Source organism: Nonomuraea sp. JJY05, assembly GCF_043496855.1.
GTDB lineage: Bacteria > Actinomycetota > Actinomycetes > Streptosporangiales > Streptosporangiaceae > Nonomuraea.
Genome location: NZ_JBIEIS010000005.1, coordinates 340645 through 357587 on the forward strand (window position 1 = coordinate 340645; position 16943 = coordinate 357587).

At 70.7% G+C, this 16943-nt stretch carries 13 protein-coding genes; 7 read left to right on the forward strand and 6 right to left on the reverse strand.

What is annotated here, in order from left to right; translation table 11 throughout:
* Nucleotides 1-358 precede the first annotated feature (358 nt).
* From ACFKCF_RS09340 to ACFKCF_RS09350, 3 genes are all read right to left on the reverse strand, one after another.
* Nucleotides 359-1219: a nucleoside hydrolase gene (locus ACFKCF_RS09340; RefSeq protein WP_394492560.1), complete on the reverse strand. Its 861-nt coding sequence runs from the start codon at nucleotides 1217-1219 to the stop codon at nucleotides 359-361.
* A gap of 89 nt (nucleotides 1220-1308) precedes the next feature.
* A complete protein-coding gene (locus ACFKCF_RS09345) occupies nucleotides 1309-2424 on the reverse strand; it encodes a hypothetical protein (protein WP_394492561.1) in 1116 nt (371 codons plus the stop codon).
* Between the two features lie 631 nt (nucleotides 2425-3055).
* Nucleotides 3056-4372, reverse strand: a complete 1317-nt coding sequence (locus ACFKCF_RS09350; RefSeq protein WP_394492562.1) for a pectinesterase family protein — start codon at nucleotides 4370-4372, stop codon at nucleotides 3056-3058.
* 64 nt (nucleotides 4373-4436) lie between these two features.
* Here ACFKCF_RS09350 and ACFKCF_RS09355 point away from each other — a divergent pair, with 64 nt between their 5' ends.
* The 5 genes from ACFKCF_RS09355 (at nucleotide 4437) to ACFKCF_RS09375 (ending at nucleotide 9265) form a co-directional block, all read left to right on the forward strand.
* Nucleotides 4437-4979 (forward strand): hypothetical protein, encoded by a 543-nt coding sequence (locus ACFKCF_RS09355; RefSeq protein ID WP_394492563.1) that lies wholly within the window; start codon nucleotides 4437-4439, stop codon nucleotides 4977-4979.
* A gap of 283 nt (nucleotides 4980-5262) precedes the next feature.
* A complete protein-coding gene (locus ACFKCF_RS09360) occupies nucleotides 5263-6546 on the forward strand; it encodes an ABC transporter substrate-binding protein (RefSeq protein ID WP_394492564.1) in 1284 nt (427 codons plus the stop codon).
* Nucleotides 6547-6701: 155 nt separating this feature from the next.
* Nucleotides 6702-7547, forward strand: a complete 846-nt coding sequence (locus tag ACFKCF_RS09365; protein WP_394492565.1) for a carbohydrate ABC transporter permease — start codon at nucleotides 6702-6704, stop codon at nucleotides 7545-7547.
* 2 nt (nucleotides 7548-7549) lie between these two features.
* On the forward strand, nucleotides 7550-8368 hold the full coding sequence (locus ACFKCF_RS09370; protein WP_394492566.1) for a carbohydrate ABC transporter permease: 819 nt from the start codon (nucleotides 7550-7552) through the stop codon (nucleotides 8366-8368).
* An 18-nt stretch (nucleotides 8369-8386) separates the two neighbouring features.
* Complete coding sequence (locus ACFKCF_RS09375) at nucleotides 8387-9265, forward strand: nucleoside hydrolase (RefSeq protein WP_394492567.1); 879 nt, start codon at nucleotides 8387-8389, stop codon at nucleotides 9263-9265.
* A gap of 3 nt (nucleotides 9266-9268) precedes the next feature.
* Here ACFKCF_RS09375 and ACFKCF_RS09380 read toward each other — a convergent pair whose 3' ends face one another.
* Nucleotides 9269-9589, reverse strand: a complete 321-nt coding sequence (locus ACFKCF_RS09380) for a hypothetical protein (protein ID WP_394492568.1) — start codon at nucleotides 9587-9589, stop codon at nucleotides 9269-9271.
* A 26-nt stretch (nucleotides 9590-9615) separates the two neighbouring features.
* The gene (locus tag ACFKCF_RS09385) at nucleotides 9616-11130 is read right to left on the reverse strand and encodes a serine/threonine protein kinase (protein WP_394492569.1); all 1515 of its coding nucleotides are present in this window, start codon (nucleotides 11128-11130) and stop codon (nucleotides 9616-9618) included.
* Nucleotides 11131-11399: 269 nt separating this feature from the next.
* On the opposite strand from ACFKCF_RS09385, the gene ACFKCF_RS09390 reads away from it, so the two are divergent.
* Both ACFKCF_RS09390 and ACFKCF_RS09395 read left to right on the forward strand, forming a co-directional pair.
* Nucleotides 11400-13595: an ATP-binding protein gene (locus tag ACFKCF_RS09390; RefSeq protein WP_394492570.1), complete on the forward strand. Its 2196-nt coding sequence runs from the start codon at nucleotides 11400-11402 to the stop codon at nucleotides 13593-13595.
* A gap of 2 nt (nucleotides 13596-13597) precedes the next feature.
* The gene (locus ACFKCF_RS09395) at nucleotides 13598-15697 is read left to right on the forward strand and encodes an ATP-binding protein (protein ID WP_394492571.1); all 2100 of its coding nucleotides are present in this window, start codon (nucleotides 13598-13600) and stop codon (nucleotides 15695-15697) included.
* Nucleotides 15698-15721: 24 nt separating this feature from the next.
* On the opposite strand, the gene ACFKCF_RS09400 is transcribed toward ACFKCF_RS09395, so the two are convergent.
* Nucleotides 15722-16777: a LacI family DNA-binding transcriptional regulator gene (locus ACFKCF_RS09400; RefSeq protein ID WP_394492572.1), complete on the reverse strand. Its 1056-nt coding sequence runs from the start codon at nucleotides 16775-16777 to the stop codon at nucleotides 15722-15724.
* Between the last annotated feature and the right edge of the window lie 166 nt (nucleotides 16778-16943).

Here is a 16943-nt window from a genome sequence, read left to right on the forward strand (position 1 = left end):
CGCCCGGACCGCATCCGCCGGGATCGCACACCGACCGCGGCACCCCTGGCCCCGCCAGCCTCATCCGACGGCCCACTCGCCACAGCCGACCCAGCCTCACCGGCTGGGCGCGGGGCCCACCGCGCAGCGCCGGCCATGGCCGACCCAGCCCCACCGGCCCCCTGCCCGGCCGCCGTAGTCGGCCCAGCACCATCGTCTTGCAACCAGAGCCGCCCCGAGCCGCAGAAGACCGCCGTCGGGGTGCCCGTCCGCCCCGCCGTCGCTCCCGTTCCCGTTCCCGTTCCCGAACGTCAGCGAGCCCACGTCGCGCCCCTCCCTCCCACCACCGCGCCTGGCCAACGCCCGCCACCGCGCCTGGTTAACGCCGGGCGAAGGCCTGCAGCTTCGCGAAAAAGTCCTCGAAGATGAACCGCGCGTCGATCGAGTCGTACATACGGATCGCCCGGTTCTCGAGGGAGAAGTCGTACGACCCGTCGTGGCGGAAGTTCGGGGCAGGCCGCTCCACCCACGTGCCGCAGTCGGGGTGGAGCATCAGACCGATCGCGGGGGAGTCGCCGAGCGCGCGGAACTCGATCGACCCGCTGTGCTGCTCGTTCCACTCGACGAGCTGGCGCACCAGGTACTCGCCGATCTCGCCGTACGGCGCCACCTTCGCGTCGAGCTCGGCGTATCCGACGGCCGTCATCCGGTACGTCGGCGCCGGGACCTGCCAGACCTTGACCGCCGAGGAGAACACGACGTTGGCCGCCACGATGTCGTTGGACAGGTTGAATTCCGGCCGGGCAGGCCGGCCGCCGCGCCCGTCGTACCCGTTGCCGCCGATCCAGATGACGGTCACGTCGCGTTCGGCGATGCGCGGCTCCAGGAGCAGGGCCGAGGCCATGTCGGTCAGCGGGCCGAGGAAGGCCACGTACAGCGGCTCGGGGACGTCCCGCATGGCCTCTTCGATGATCAGGTCCGCGCCGGGCGACGGGACCGGCGTGACCACGTCGTGCAGGGCGTACGGGGCGCCGTCCTCGACCCTGACCGTGCCGTCGAGCTTCATCAAGCGCAGCAACAGGTCGATTTCCGCGCGGCTTTCCTCCATGCTCGACCGGGTGTGGCGGTTGCCGAAATGTGCGGCGATCAGGCCGCGAATATCAAGGCTCGGTGAGAGCAGGGCGTGCACGATGGCGAATTGGTCGTCCGCCTCGTTTTTGGCGTCGGTGTTGACGATCACTCTGCGACGGTGGGAAAAGGTACGACCCGCCATGCACGCCCTTCCATCTGACTTGAATATCTATTCAAGTGAGTATCTATATTCTGATATTAGGTTGTGACATTTGTGGTGTCAAGGTCCCACAGGATGACGGACAGCGCGAACGGCGAGATGGTGTGGTCGTCGTGCGTGGCGTCCTCGAGGAGCTCCCACCGTCCGTGCTCGGGCCGCCCGCCGGCGAGCAGCGCCACCCGGTCGCGTACCGGGGCCTGGTAGACACGGTGCCCGACCCCGTTGAAGCAGCACTCGTCGAACCGGTTGAGGATCTGCACCTGTCCGCGCCCCGGCCCGACGGACGCCAGCACGTACATGTCGAGGAAGTCGTCGGAAGCGGCGGCGTAGAAGCCGGGCAGCGCCTCCTTGGTCTGCTCCCAGTCACCGGTGGTGGGGCGCGGCTTGGGCGAGGCGGGACGCAGGAAGAACGGCAGCGACCCGGCCGTGGGGTAGCTGCGGGTGACGCGCGGGTCGAGCGCCGCGAACACCGTCGTCGTCCAGCCGCCGCCCGACAGGCCGATCATCTCGACGGAGACCGGCCGGTACGTGGCCTGCGCGTAGTTGAGGGTGACCGTGAGCGGTTCGAGGAAGAAGGTCAGGGCGGAGAACTCGGCGCTCTCCCAGGGCGGGAGCTCGCGGTGGGAGGGGTTCGGCAGCAGCTTCGCGGGGTCCTTGGGGTCGGCGATCTGCTGCTGGTTCCAGTGCTGGAACGGCATCGCGTACGCCATCACCCGGTAACCGCGGTCGAGCAGGGCCTGGACGGTGCGGAGCATGGTGTCGAACGGCTCGCCGTGGCCGTTGTGGTAGAGGGCGAGGCGCCGGTTCCACGCGCGGCGCGGGACGATGTCGTACACCTTGGCCGACACCTGGTACCGCAGCGGGACCGTCAGCCGGTCGACCCTGCGGACACCCGTCAGGGAGGCGAAGTCGGGGGCCGACACGTCGGTCTCGACGGTGGGGAGCGTCTTCGGCCGGCCCGCGCCCTTCCAGATGTAGTCGATCATGCCCTTGCGTTTGGCGGCGATGTCGGCGGCCGACGCGATCCCGATCAGCGGCTCGATGTCGACGCCTGCCACAGCGGCCGGCAGCGTCTTGTACTCAGGCCCGAACCTGGCCGCCACCTCCTGATTGACCGGCGCCACCGGCCGCGCCGCCCCCTTACCCCCGCGCACCCCCTCATCCGGTCCACCTTCCTGCACCGCACTCCCGCCCCCGGCCAGACGCCCACTCCCGTCCGCAGTCCCGCCCCCGGCTGCACTCGCGCTCCCGGCGCGGCCCACGGCCCCGGACCCCGCATCGGTATGACTCGCCGCCTCGGCCGTACCCGCCACAACGGCCGTACCGATACCACCCAGCACTCCACCCAGCAGGGCACGCCTACTCGCCAACCTGTCCATTTCGCCCATTCCTTCCACTAAGTCAAACCCGTGATCTCAGCACCACCCACGACCCCGACCCGACCACCTGCATGCGCACCACCCTGGTCCGGTGGCCGGGGGCATATCGCTCTGGCCCGGTCGCCGGAATGCGCACTGCCCCTGGTCTGGTCTCCGGGGATGCACAGTCCTGGCTTGGTGGCCGGGATGCACTGTCCTTTGTTGGTGGCCCGGAGGCGCACGGCCCTGGCTTGATGGCCGGGATGCACACCGCTCCTGGGCCCGGTCTCAGGGGGCTTATTGCCCTGGTCCGTTGGCCGGGAAGTGCTTAGCCCTGGCTTGGCGGCCGGGAGGCGGCTCTCCTTGTCCGGCCGCCGAGGGGGGATCGCTCTGGTTTGGTGGCCGGGAGGTGTGCCGTCACCCCCGCTCAGCGTGACCGGGGATTCCAGCCGCCCAGGACGAACGAGGGGTCGCTCCACTTCTCCGCCTCCGCGGTCGTCAGCTGTCGGGAGCAGGGCAGTCGTTGCGTGGTGTCGATGGCGCGGCCGGTGGTGAGGTCGGTGCTCCCGTACTCCCAGAAAGAGAGAGTCTGGGCCTGCGCGCAGTCGTTCGGGTCGATGGCCCAGCCGACAGGGGCGATGTGGCGGTCCATCTTGGTGTCGATGAACACCGCCTGGCTGTGCGTGAACCGCCACACGGCGCTGCGGCTCAGCACCACCGAGCCGTCCGGTACGCCGGGGGGGCGCGTCAGCCTGGTGCGGACGAACACCGCGCCCGGCCTGGTCGCGTCGTTGCGGCTCTGCGAGATGTAGCCGGCGTCCGTCGACTCCAGCACCGAATCCTGGATGAACACCGTGCCGGTGCCCCACACGAAGTCGGTGTCGCCGCTGATCCGGCTGTCCGTGACGAACCCCTTGCCCTGCAGGCGCAGGGTGTCCTGGTGGCTGCGCAGGTCCACGCGTTCGAGGGTGATCCGCTCGTTGTTGCCCCGGAACGCCTCCGCCTGGGAGCCGCCGTCCGGGGTGGTGTTGTGAAGTGTGAGGTTCTGGATCCGGAAGTCCGCCGCGTCCACCCCGAACATGGCCCGCCAGCAGTTGTGCAGGTCCGAGGTCTCCAGCACGCGGCGCGGGCACACGTCGGCGGGGCCGCCCTGGCGCAGCGCGGCGTCGCCGTTACGCAGGTCGTTGTTGGCGTACTGGATCACGGTCCGGCCCGCGCCCGCCCCGCGCACGGTGATGTACGGCCGGTCCTCGCGAACGTAGACGATCTCGGTGTAGACACCCGGCCGGACGTCGATCGTCACCGGCGACCGATTGCCGGTCGGCACGGCATCGATGGCGCCCTGCACCGTGCAGAAGTCCCCGGTCCCTGCCTCGGAAACCGTCAGGTGCCGCTTCTGAACTCCGCGCTTCCGGGTTTTGAACCCCCACCTTTCAGATTCCTGCATCCCACCGAACCCCGCGAACACCTCGGGGTCGACGGTTACGTAGTACTCCTGTCCGTACTCGAGCTGCCGGTGCAGGTACACGTTGGCCGCGTTGCCGTCGATCATGATCGATTCGTACGAGAAGTCGTGCGGCAGTCCCGTGTCGGAGACGGCGGCACCGATGTTCTTCTTGTCGGCTTTGGCGGCGGCGGCTTCGACCCGATCGACCAGCGTGCCGTCGGCCCGCCGCACCTCGATCGCGCCAGAGGAGCCGAGTGTCGGGGGCGTCGGGAAGCTGATCTTCAGCGGTGCGTCCACGCAGGTTCCCCGCGCCCGCCCTGGCACCGAGAACCGCACCCCGGCTCCACCGCTGGTGGTGACTGTGGTCCTGCTGCTGCTGCTGGTCGTCGTCCCGTTGATGGGGGATGCGGCGGTGCTGATGGATGGGGTCCTGCTGGTCGCTGCCGCTGCGGTGGTGGTCCGGGCTGCTGCGGTGGTGGTCCGGGCCGCTTCGGTGGTGATCCAGGCCGGCTTGGTGGTGGTCCGGGCTGCTGCGGTGGTGGTCCGGGCCGGCTTGGTGGTGGTCCGGGCTGCTGCGGTGGTGGTCCGGGCCGGCTTGGTGGTGGTCCGGGCTGCTGCGGTGGTGGTCCGGGCCGCTTTGGTGGTGGTCCTGGCCGGCTTGGTGGTGGTCCGGGCTGCTGCGGTGGTGGTCCGGGGCGCTTTGGTGGTGGTCCAGGCCGGCTTGGTGGTGGGCCGGGCTGCTTCGATGGCGGCCCCAGCCGCTTCGGTGGTGGTCCAGGTCGCTCCGATGGCGGCCCGCGCTGCTTTGGTGGCGGCCCCGGCCGCTTCGGTCGTGGTCCCGGCTGCCTCGGTGGTGGAAGGGGCTGTTGTGAAGGGGGTGGTGCTCGCCCTGGTGGTGGCTTGAGGGGTTGGTTCTGGGGAGGTGAAGGGCGGCGGAGTGGTGGGGGATAAGGCGAGCGCTGTGGCGAGGAGTGCGGCGATCGGGGCCTTCACATTCACCTCTCTAGGAGCGAATGGATAGTTGGCTTTGAATATATATGTAGACGTCTCGACAAGATCGGTCAAGGGTGGGAGGTCTTGTCGGTTCGTGGGGGTTCGTGGCATGCTGGGCGGCCATCGTGGATGTGACACGTGTAGACTCGGCGCTTGACCTGGTCAGCGGCCGGAAGGCTTGAAGGAGCAAAGCCATGAAGAAGAGCCTGGCCCTGGTGAGCCTCCTGGCCGTGCTGGCGGCCGGGTGCGGATCCGGCGGTGGCGAAGGCGGGGGAGACTCGGCCTCGAAGACGCTGCGGTTCGTCGGGCCCGAGGATCCCAAGACGTTCCAGCCGGTCATCGACGGATTCCAGGCCAAGAACCCCGGCGTGAAAGTCGCGTACACGCAGATCCCCTTCGACCAGCTCAACAGCACGCTGCAGCAGCGACTGGCCGCCAAGGACGACACGATCGACGTCTACACCGTCGACCAGCCGCGCGTCGCGGCGCTGGCCACCCGCGGGTTCCTGGTCGACCTGAGCGACTGGAAGGACCGGGTCAAGCAGGCGGCCCTGCCCGCCCAGTACGAGGTCAACGAGCACAACGGCAAGCTCTGGTCCGTCCCCGTCTGGACCTCCGACCAGTTCCTCTTCTACAACAAGACCCTGCTGAAGAAGGCCGGGATCACCCCGCCGCCGAGCGACCCCGCCAAGCGCTGGACGTGGGAGCAGACGATCGAGGCGGGCAAGAAGGCCCAGGCCGAGGGCGGCGCCCAGTGGGCGTTCATCCCCGAGCAGATCGAGCAGTACTACCAGCTGCAGAGCCTGGCCGAGTCGCTCGGCGGCGGCTCCGGGATCACCGGGCCCGACATGCTGACGCCCGACCTGACCACCGACGGCTGGATGAAGGCGATGACCTGGTACCGCGACCTGTTCGCGAACAAGCTGGCGCCGCGCGGGGTCGGCTCGTTCCAGACCTCACCGCTGTTCAGCGAGGGCAAGGTGGCCTTCTTCGCCGGCGGCCCGTGGGACGTGGGTGTCTTCTCGGCGGCCAAGGACCTCGACTGGGGCGTGGCGCCGTACCCCTACTTCAAGGGCGGCAAGCAGGTGACGCCGACCGGCTCGTGGTCCTGGGGCATCAACCCGGCCTCGGAGAACCAGCAGCTCGCGCGCAAGTTCCTCGAGTACGCCTCGCTCGACCCCGAGGGCAACCTGCTGACCACCAAGGCCACCACGATCATCCCCTCGAACCGGGCCGCCTTCGAGAAGTACGTCCCCACCCTCGACGCGCTGGGCGGTGACAAGAGCAAGGGGGTCGGCGAGATCCTCACGTACGACGCCGACCACACGGCGGTCGCGCGGCCCAGGTCGGTGGGGTACATCCAGTTCGAGGACATCATGACCAAGGCGTTCGCCGACATCCGGAACGGCGCCGATCCCAAGACCCGGCTCGAACAGGCCACGCAGGAGATCAAGACTGCCTGGGCCCAGCTGCGATGATGCGCGCATCGGACGGCCCCCCGTCGTCTGGCGAGACGTCGGATGGGCGCCCGACGTCTGGAGGCGTCTCGGGCGGGCCCCCGACCGCTGGAGGGGCATCGGACGGGCGCACGGCGTTTCGAGGCAAGTCGAACGGGCGCGTCGTCGGGCGGCCGGTGCTGGTGTCGCTGGCCTTCCTGGCGCCCGCCCTCGTAGCGCTCCTCGTCCTCCGGCTGATCCCGGCCGTCATGGCGTTCGCCAGCAGCCTGAGCCACACCAGCTTGGTCACCGGCGAGACCACGTTCGTCGGCCTGGGCAACTACGCCACGCTCTTCGCCGACCCGACGTTCCTCCAGAGCGTCCGCGTCACGCTCGTGTTCAGCCTGATCGTCAACCCGCTGCAGATCGCCGCCGCCCTCGCCCTCGCGGTCCTGTTCACCCGCCGCTTCGCGGGCGTCCGGTTCCTGCGGGTGCTGGTGATCCTACCGATCGCGGTGCCTCCGGCGGTCTCGGCGGCCATCTGGAGCGTCGCGTACCGGCCGGACGGCCTGCTCAACTCGGTGCTGAGCGTGCTGGGCATCCCGCCGCAGCCGTTCCTCACCTCGCCGGGGCAGGCCCTGTGGTCGCTGATCGTGCTGCTGTCGTGGATCGGTGTCGGCTACTGGATGATGTTCCTCATCGCCGGCCTCCAGGACATCCCCACCTCCCTGTACGAGGCCGCCGCGATCGACGGGGCCTCGGCCTGGGCGCGCTTCTGGCACGTCACGCTGCCGCTGCTGCGCTGGCCACTCGCGTTCGTGCTGGTCGCGGACACCGTCTCGAACTTCCTCGTCTTCGCCCCCGTACAGATGCTGACCAACGGCGGCCCGCAGGGCTCCACCAACGTCACCATGTTCGACATCTTCACCCGCGCCTACTCCGTGGGCGACCTGAGCCTCGCCCAGGCCGAGGTGATGCTGCTCGTGCTGCTCGTGCTGGCCGTGGTGATCGTGCAGTTCCGGCTGCTGCGGGGGAGGGACTGACCGTGTCCAGACGTCTGTACGCCCTGCTGGCCACGATCATCGGCCTGGCCTTCGCGCTGCCCCTGCTCTGGGCCCTGTCCAGCTCGTTGCGCGGCGGCTCGGAGATCTTCCGGCACATCTCGCGCCTGTCGTGGGAGACGCTCGTGCCGGCCGATCCCACCCTCGGCAACTACGCGAGCCTGGTCACCGGCGACTTCGGCCGCGCGATACTCAACTCCCTGCTCGTGGCGCTGGTCACCGTGGCCGCGGGCCTGCTGATCTCGGCGGCGGCGGCGTTCGGGCTGTCGGCGGTGCGCTTCAGGGGCCAGGGGGCGCTGTTCGCGATCGTGGTGCTCAGCTTCCTCATCCCCTTCGACGCGATCGCGATCCCGCTCGCCACGCTGTTCCGCGACTGGGACCTGACGAACACCTACGCCGGGCTCATCCTCCCGGGCCTGGGCCACGGCCTGGCCATCTTCCTGCTGCGCCAGTTCTTCCTGGCCATCCCCAAGGACCTCGTGGAGGCGGCGCGCATCGACGGGCTCGGCTGGTTCGGCGTGTTCGCCAGGATCTACCTGCCGCTCTCGCGTCCCGCCCTGGTGAGCGCGGGCCTGACGCTGTTCATCTTCCAGTGGCAGTCGTACGTCTGGCCGCTGCTCATCGGCACCGACGCCGCGCACCAACTCGGCCCGATCGCCTTGGCGAACATGCGCGGCCAGTTCACCATCGACTACGGGCAGCTGTTCGCGGGCTCGATCGTGCTGACGGTCATCCCGCTGCTGATCATCCTGCGCTTCCAGCGTCACTTCACGCAGTCCATCGCCACCACGGGTCTCAAATAACCTCCGAGAAGGGTCTTCATGAGTTCTTCGACCATGCGCGTCATCTTCGACACCGACATCGGCTCCGACGTGGACGACGCGCTGGCGCTCGCCGTCCTGCTCGGCTCGCCGGAGGTGGACCTGGTCGGCTGCACGACCGTCTACGGTGACACGTTGCTGCGGGCGCGCCTGGCCAAGCGGCTGGTACGTCTCGCCGACCGGTCCCTGACCGTCATCCCGGGAGCGGCCAAGACCCTGACGGACCGGCCCGTGTGGTGGGCGGGTCACGAGGGCAGGCTCTTCACCGACCTGGAGACCGAGGCGGTCGACCCCGGGGACGCGGCGGCGTACCTGGTGGACCAGGTGAGCCGCGCGCCCGGCCAGGTGGACGTCGTGGCGGTCGGCCCCCTCACCAACCTCGCCAACGCTCTGACGGCGTCCCCGTCGTTCGCCCGGGACGTCCGGCACCTGTGGATCATGGGCGGCCGCTTCGACAACCCCGACCCGGAGCACAACCTGCGCTGCGATCCGGAGGCGGCGGCCATCGTCTTCGGATCGGGGGTGCCGATCACGGTGACCGGCCTGGAGGTCACCACCACGGTCCGGATGGACGCCGCCGACGTGGCCGCCATCGCGGGGGCCGGGGCGCTCGGGGAGGCGCTGAAGGCCGAGATCGAGCAGTGGTGGCGGTTCTGGAACGAGGAGTGGAACAGCCCGCACGACCCGATCACGGTGCTGAGCATGCTGGTGCCCGGCCTGTTCGCGTTCAGCCCGGAAGGGCGGGTGGAGGTGGGCGCGGACGGCTCCAGCACGTTCGTGCCCGGCGGCGGCCGGACCCGGGTCACCACCTCGGGCTCGCCGGAGCCCGTCACCCGGGAGATCGTCGGCCGCATCGTGGCCGCCGCCACGAAGGCGTGATCCTCACCGGATGCCCGAACGCCCGAGCGCTCGATCGACGGCGATCCGGGTGAGCCAGCCGAGCCCCGCCGTGAACAGCGGCGGCCACACGATCGGTCCGAACGAGTAGCCGATCACCACGGCGAGCGGGATCCACACCCGGTGGACCGCCTGGTGCAGCATTCCGGAAGGCGGGACGCGGGCCAGGCGTGCCAGGTCGGGCAGGGCGACGAAGATCAGCGCCGCCACGCTGGTCGGCAGGCCGTACTTGACGCTCTCGAACACCGCGAACGCCGCCAGGAACAAGGCGAGCGCCGCCCAGCAGACGGTACGGATCCGGTGCATGTCTGGCTCCCGCCTTCGAACGCGCGTCATGACAACCGGCAGGTCGTCTCCTGCGAATATGCGAACTGAGGTTGCTCGGCGACCGCGTCGCGGCCCTGATACTTCCACTGGCACACCGCCGTCGCGGTGATGTTCTTGGTCGTCATGCCGAAGCACGACAGGGAGTCCCAGTTTCCGGCGGCCATGCTGTAGCCCTGCGCTTTGCAGTATTCGTGGGCGTCGTTGAAGGTGATCGAGCCCTGCGAAGGCGCCGGCGGGCTGCTGGTGGGTGGCCTGGTCTTGGTCGGCCTGGTCGTGGGCTTGCGGGTCGGCTTCTTGGTCGGCTTCTGGGTGGGCTCGACGACCGGGGCTTTCGTGCGCGTGGGTTTCCGGCTCGGGCTCGGCGTGCCGCGCGGGACGGCGCTCGTGCTGGGCACGACCTCGGCCGACAGTGACCGCTTGGTGGCCCCCGGGGCGGGCGTGTCCTGCGCGACCGGCGTTTCGGGTGGGCTGTTGGAAGGCACGGCCACGGGCAGCGAAGCCACGGGGATCGACGCCGCCGCGGTCGCCCCTGCCGCCCTGCCGCCGGACGCGCCGGGCGCGAGCGCGAAGTAGCCGGCCGCCGCGGCGGCGACGAGGACGGCCGCGCCCGCCGTACCCATGATCAGGCCGCGCCGCCGGCTGTCCGCCGCCCGAACGGTGACGGCTGGGCGTCCCGGCCGGGACACCGGAACGGTGTGCCAGACGGGGGACGGAAGGGCGCGCAGGCGTTCGATCACCTGAGCGGCGGTGGGCCGCCGGGCCGGAACCTTGGACAGGCACTCCTCCAGCAGCGCCCGCAGCGCCCCGTCCAGCCCGCCGAGGTCCGGCTCGCCGTGCAGGATCGCGTGCAGGACGCCGGGGATCGACTCGCCGGTGAAGGCGTGCTGCCCGGTGGCCGCGTAGACCATGGTCGCGCCCCAGGCGAACAGGTCGCCCGCGGGTCCGACGTCGCCGCCGGAGATCTGCTCGGGCGCCATGTAGGCGGGGCTGCCGATGGCCTGACTGCTGACGACCGACTGGCTGAGGTCCAGCGCCCGGGCGATGCCGAAGTCGATGACCACCGGCCCTTCGGGCCCGAGCAGCACGTTGCCGGGCTTGAAGTCGCGGTGCACCACGCCCGCCTCGTGGATGGCCATCAGGGCGGTCGCGGTGTTGATCGCCAGCCGCTGCAGGGCGGCCGCCCCGCGCGGCCCGTTGTCCCGTACGGCGGCATGCAGCGACGGCCCGTCGACGAACTCGCTGACGATGTACGGCCGGCTGCCGAGAAACCCGCAGTCGAGGATCTGGGCCGTGCAGAAGGGCGCCACCCGCCTGGCGGTCTCCACCTCGAGCAGGAACCGTTTCTGCTCCCGTTGATCGGCCATCAGGTGCGGGTGCAGGAGCTTGACCGCCACCGGAGTGCCGTCGCCGCCTCGCCCCACATAGACGGTGCCCTGCCCGCCCACCCCGAGCCGCCCTTCCAGGCGGTAGGGCCCCACCGTTTTGGGGTCCTCGGCCAACAGGGCCAACACTTCGGCCACCAAGCCTCCAGCCGGTCAAGTGGTCCAAGATCGTATCAGAGCGCCGCCATGGTCGGTTAAGTGACGAGTCAGACAACCAGCGCCGGTGAGGGACAAAATTTGTTCCATGCGCGAGGCCGAGGTTGCCCATGATTCGGTACGCGGTCCTGATATAGGCGTTGACCAGGCATATTGTCCGGGTGGTCAGCGCCCGTCATGGGCATATGTTGGTTATATCGGCTCTTGGCGGCGTATGGTGACCCACTCGCTTGAGCCGATGCGAGGCATCGATGACCATTGCCATGTTGCGCGCCTCGGCGCAGACGTACCTCGGCGGGCTGCCCGCGGAGGTGACCAGTTTCATCGGGCGCCGGCACGAAGTAGCGGCGGTCAAGCGCCTGCTGTCCGAGGCCCGCATGGTCACCCTCACCGGCCCGGGCGGCGTCGGCAAGACCCGGCCGCCCCTCCAGGTGCTCACCGAGCACCTGCGCGAGCGGCGGACGCTGGTCGTCCTGGACAACTGCGAGCACGTCCTCGACGAGTCCACCGTGATGGCCCAGACGCTGCTGCGCTGCGCCCCGGACCTGCGCATCCTGGCCACCAGCCGGCAGCCGCTGGGAGCCGTCGGCGAGCAGGCGTTCCCCGTGCCGACGTTGCCGCTGCCGGGCGGCGATCCCCAGCGCGACACGGCGCTCCCCATGCCGGACGCGGTGCAGCTGTTCGCCGAGCGGGCCGCGGCCGTGCTGCCCGGGTTCACCGTCACGAGCGAGAACCAGGACCTGATCGAGCAGATCTGGCGCCGCCTGGACGGCCTGCCGCTCGGCATCGAGCTCGCCGTCGTACGGCTGCGCGTGCTCTCGGTCCACCAGCTGCTCGACCGGCTGGACGATCTGTTCGGGCTGCTCAGCGCGGGGTCGAGCGCCACGGTGTCCCGACATCGGACACTGCGCGCCCTGATCGACTGGAGTCACGGGCTCTGCACCGAGCACGAGCGCCTGCTGTGGGCGAGCCTGTCGGTGTTCACCGGCAGCCTGGACCCGGAGGCGGTCGAAGCGGTCTGCGCCGGGGCCGGCATCACCCATGACGAGATCCTCGATCTGATGATCGGCCTGGTGGAGAAGTCCGTCCTGATCCGGGAGGAACATCCGTACGGGGTGCGCTTCCGGCTGCTGGACACGATCCGGCAGTACGGACGTGAGCGCCTCGTGGCCTCCGGGCAGGAGCAGGAGCTGAAACGCCGGTATCGCGACTACTACCGGCGGCTCTCGCGTGAGGCGCAGGCTCAGCTGTTCGGCCCCGCGCAGGTCGAGCTGCTGACCCGGCTGCGCGTCGAGCACCCCAACCTGCGCACCGCTCTGGAGTACTGCCAGGCCGAGCGTGCCGGGCTCTGCATCGACATGGCGAGCGACCTGCTCGACCACTGGATCACCAGCAGCCACCTGGGCGAGGGCCGCGACTGGCTCGAACAGGGGCTCGCGCACGCCGCCGGCCGGTCCGAGGCCAGGGCCCGGGCGCTGTGGGCATGCGGCTCGCTCGCCATCATCCAGGGTGATCAGGACTCGGCCCTCGGGTTGCTGGCCAAGAGCAGGACGCTCGGCGAGAAGCTCGGGCTCGAACCGGTGCTCGGCTACGTCGCGCTTTACGCCGGCATGGTCGCCATGCACGTGGGGGACACCGAGTCGGCCATCAAGTCCTTCGAGGAGGCGGTGACCCATCATCGCGCCGGCGGCGACCCCGCGGGCGAGGTCCAGGCGCTGACCTGGCTCTGCTTCGCGCACTCGTTCCTCGGCGGCTCGGAGAGCGCCGTCGCCGCCGCGGAGGAGGGCATCGCCATCTGCGACGCCCACGGCGAGAGCTGGCACCGGGCGTACACGATGACGGCGCTCGGCGTCGAACTCTGGCGCCAGGGCGACGTGCGGGGCGCGACCGCCTTGGCGCACGAGAGCCTGCGCGTCTTCCACACCCTGGGCGACTCGGTCGGGGTCGGGCTCACGATCGAGGCGCTGGCCTGGATCGCCGCCTCGCAAGGGGAGTACGCGCGGGCCGGCGCGTTGCTGGGCGTTCTGCGCGGCCTCTGGGCGGCGATCGGCACGCCCCTGCTGGGATTCGGCCACCTCATCCGGTACCACGACGAATGCGAGGCCGGCACCCGTCACGCCCTCGGCGAGCAGGCCTTCCAGACGGCCGCCAAGCGAGGGGCCAGGCGCTCCCTTGAGCAGGCGCTCGCGTACGCCCCCATGGAGGAGGCGCCCGCTCGCGGCCCCTCCGACGAGGAGGACCAGTACACGCCGCTCACCCCACGGGAGACGGAGATCGCCCAGCTCATCGCCCGGGGAATGAGGAACAAGGAGATCGCGGCGGCGCTCGTCATCGCCCAGCGCACCGTCGAGGGCCACATCGAGCACATTCTGTGCAAACTCGGCTTCAACTCCAGGACCCAGATCGTCGGCTGGGTCGCAGAGCAGGCCCGCCGCGGCGGCGAGTGATCATGCATGTGGAAGACCCGATCTGGAACGCCCCGGGCGCCGAGGAGGCGGCGGACTGGCGGCATACCGACACTCCCGGCTTCGTCGGACGGCGGCACGAGATCGCCCAGGTCAGGCGGCTCCTGGCCAAGACCCGCCTGCTGACCCTGACCGGCGTGGGCGGGGTCGGCAAGACCCGGCTGGCGCGACGGGTGAGCGAGATCCTGCCCCAGAGGTACCGGGAGGGTGTCCGGCTGGTGGAGCTGGCCACCATCGACGACGAGGACCTGCTGGCCCCCGCGGTGGCCGCCGCGCTGGGAATCCACGACCGCACGCCGGACCTCGTGGCCCTGCTGATCGAGCATCTGGCGGACAAACAGCTGCTCCTGGTGCTGGACAACTGCGAGCATCTGCTCGGCGCGTGCGCCCGGCTGGTGGAGCAGCTCCTGCGCGGCACCTCGCGGCTGCAGATCCTGGCCACCAGCCGGCAGTCGCTCGGGGTGTACGGCGAGCGGGTGCTGCCGGTGCCGTCCTTGCCGATCCCGCGGCCCGGCGACAGGACCCGCGACATCGCCCGGCGGGAGGCGGTGCGCCTCTTCACGGAGCGGGCGGCGACGTTCCGGCCGGGCTTCCGCGTCGACGCGGCCAACGCCCGGGCGGTCGCCCGGCTGGCCCGGCGCCTGGACGGGATCCCGCTGGCGATCGAGCTGGCCGCGGTACGGCTGCGGACGACCTCGGTGGAAGACCTCGTGAACGAGCTCGACCAGCGCCTGGAAGTGCCGGCCGAGGTCGGCCCCGGCACGCTGGCACGCCACCAGACCCTGCGGGCGACCATGGAGTGGAGTTTCGAGCTGTGCTCGCCCGGCGAGCGGCGGCTGTGGGAGCGGCTGTCGATGTTCGCGGGGGGCGTGGACGTGGAGACCGCCGAGGCCGTCTGCCCCGGGCAGGGACTGGACTGCGAGGACGTGCTGGATCTGATGATGGGGCTGGTGGACAAGTCCATTTTGGGCGTCGCGGAGCCGCACGGCGCCGGGGCCCGCCACCGCATGCTGGAGACCATCCGCGCGTACGGCCGCGAACAGCTGCCCGCCGCGGAGGCGGAGGCGCTGCGCGAGCGCTACATCGGCCACTACCGCCGGCTGACGGAGCGAGTGCGCGTTGACCGGGTGGAGCCGGACCAGATCGATCGCATGCGTTTGCTCAAGCCGGAGCTGCCCAACGTGCGCGTCGCCCTCGACCTCTGCTTCGCCCGGCCCGGCGACGCTCCCACCGGTCTGATGATCGCCTCTGAGCTGTGGGCCAACTGGCTCGTCACCGGCGCTCTCAGCGAAGGCCGGCACTGGCTGAAGCGCGGCCTCGCGCTCGTGCCCGGATCGAGCGTCGCCAGGGCGATGGGCCTGTGGGCCGACGGGCTGCTCGCCCACTACCAGGGCGACGCGGCGGCGGCCGACGCGCGGGAGTGCCTGGCGCTCGCGCGGCAGCTCGGGGACGAGGCGGTGCTCGCGTTCGCGGTCCAGCTCTCCGGCGTCGCGGCGTTGTCCGAGGGCGACGCCGAGGGCGGGCTCGCGCTCCTGGAGGAGGCGCGCACCCGGCACTGGGCGAGGGGTGACGTCCACGCCGTGGGGGTCACCCTGTATCTCGCCGCCCTCTTCGCCGCCACGATGCGCCCGGACCGGGCCGCCGAGTACGGCGAGGAGCTCGTGGCGTTGTGCGAGAAGCGCAACGCGACCCTCTTCCGCGCGTACGCGCTGTACGCGGTCGGCATGGCCCTTTGGGAGCAGGGCGACTGGCAGCAGACCGAGGCCAGGATGCGGGAGGTGGCCGCGTGCTGGAGCGCCGCGGACGACCGGTGGGGCCTTCCGCAGTGCCTGGAGGTACTGGCCTGGACGGCCGGGACGCGTGGCCGGTACGAGCGGGCCGCCCGGCTGCTGGGCGCCGCCCACCTCCTGTGGGAGGCGGTGGCCTCGTCTCCGGCGCGGCTGCCGTACCAGGCCGGATCGCACCAGGAGTGCGCCGAGCGGGCGCGCCGCGCGTTGGGGGCCCAGGCGTTCACGGCGGCTTTCCGGGACGGCACGCGGCTCGGGCTCTCCCGGGCGGTCACGTACGCGCTGGAAGAGCCGTGACGGCCGGCCTGCGCGGCAGAGTGATCAGCGGTGCAGGCGGGGCTCGGGGCAGCCGCAGGAGCCGCGGGTGACCAGGGTGGCGGAGAAGATCTTGGTGACCGGCTCCACGCCCTCCGACTCGATGGCGCCGACCAGCGTCTCCGTCGCGTGGCGGGCCATCTCGTCGATGGGCTGGCTGATCGTCGAAAGCCCGGGCACCGTGTACGCGGCCTCCCGCGCCCCGTCGAACCCCACCACCGCCACGTCCCCGGGCACCCGCAGCCCGAGATCGGCGGCGGCGCGCATCGCGCCGATGGCCTGACCGTCGATCGAGGCGAACAGGGCGGTGGGACGCGAGGGCGACGACAGCAGCCGGAGCGCGGCCTCGTAACCGCCCTCCAGACTCAGCTCACCTTCCTCGACCAGCCCCGCCTCCTTCGCAAGCTCCCCCTCCACGGCAAGCCCCGCCTCCAGCCCGGCACCGGCCTCCTGGAGCGCGCGGCGCCAGCCCGCGGCCCTGAGCCGCACCGGGGTGATGTCCAGCGGCCCGCCGACGAAGCCGATGCGGCGGTGGCCGTGCTCCAGGAGGTGCCTGGTGGCCTGGTAGCCGCCCTCCTCGTCGTCCACCGCGAGCCGGGAGAAGAACGGCGGCGCCGCGTGGTCGATGGTGACCACCGGAACGCGTCCCCGCATCTCCTCGGCCTGATCGGCCGAGATCGGCACCCGCATGAGCACCAGCCCGTCGACCTGCCGCTCCAGGAACCCCCTGACGTAGCCCTCCGCCCGAGCCGGATCCTCGGCGGAGTTGCCGAACAGCACCGAGTAGCCCCGCTGCCAGGCCACCTCCTCGCAGGCCCGGGTGAACTGGCCGAAGAAGGGACTCTTCCCGCCGGCGCTGTCGGAGGCGATCACCCCGATGGTCCACGAACGCCGCGAGCGCAGCGACCTGGCCACCGCGTTGGGGCGGTAGCCGAGCTGCTTGATGGCGTCCAGCACACGCTGCCGGGCCGACTCCGAGACCGGCCGGGGCCCGTTGTTGATCACGTAGCTGACCACGGCGGGCGAGGTGCCCGCCAGCCGCGCCACGTCGTTGCGCGTCACCACTCGCGTCTCACTCCGGCATTCACGAAACCAGCTTATGGGCCGGTGCACCCCATACAGGTCCGCGGTTGGGCGACGTGCGGCCGAGCACGGTGATCAAGTGGCAGGCGTTCGTAGCGGTGGCGAAGCGCCTGTGGCACGACCTCCTTTGAAGGGGACGCGCGGC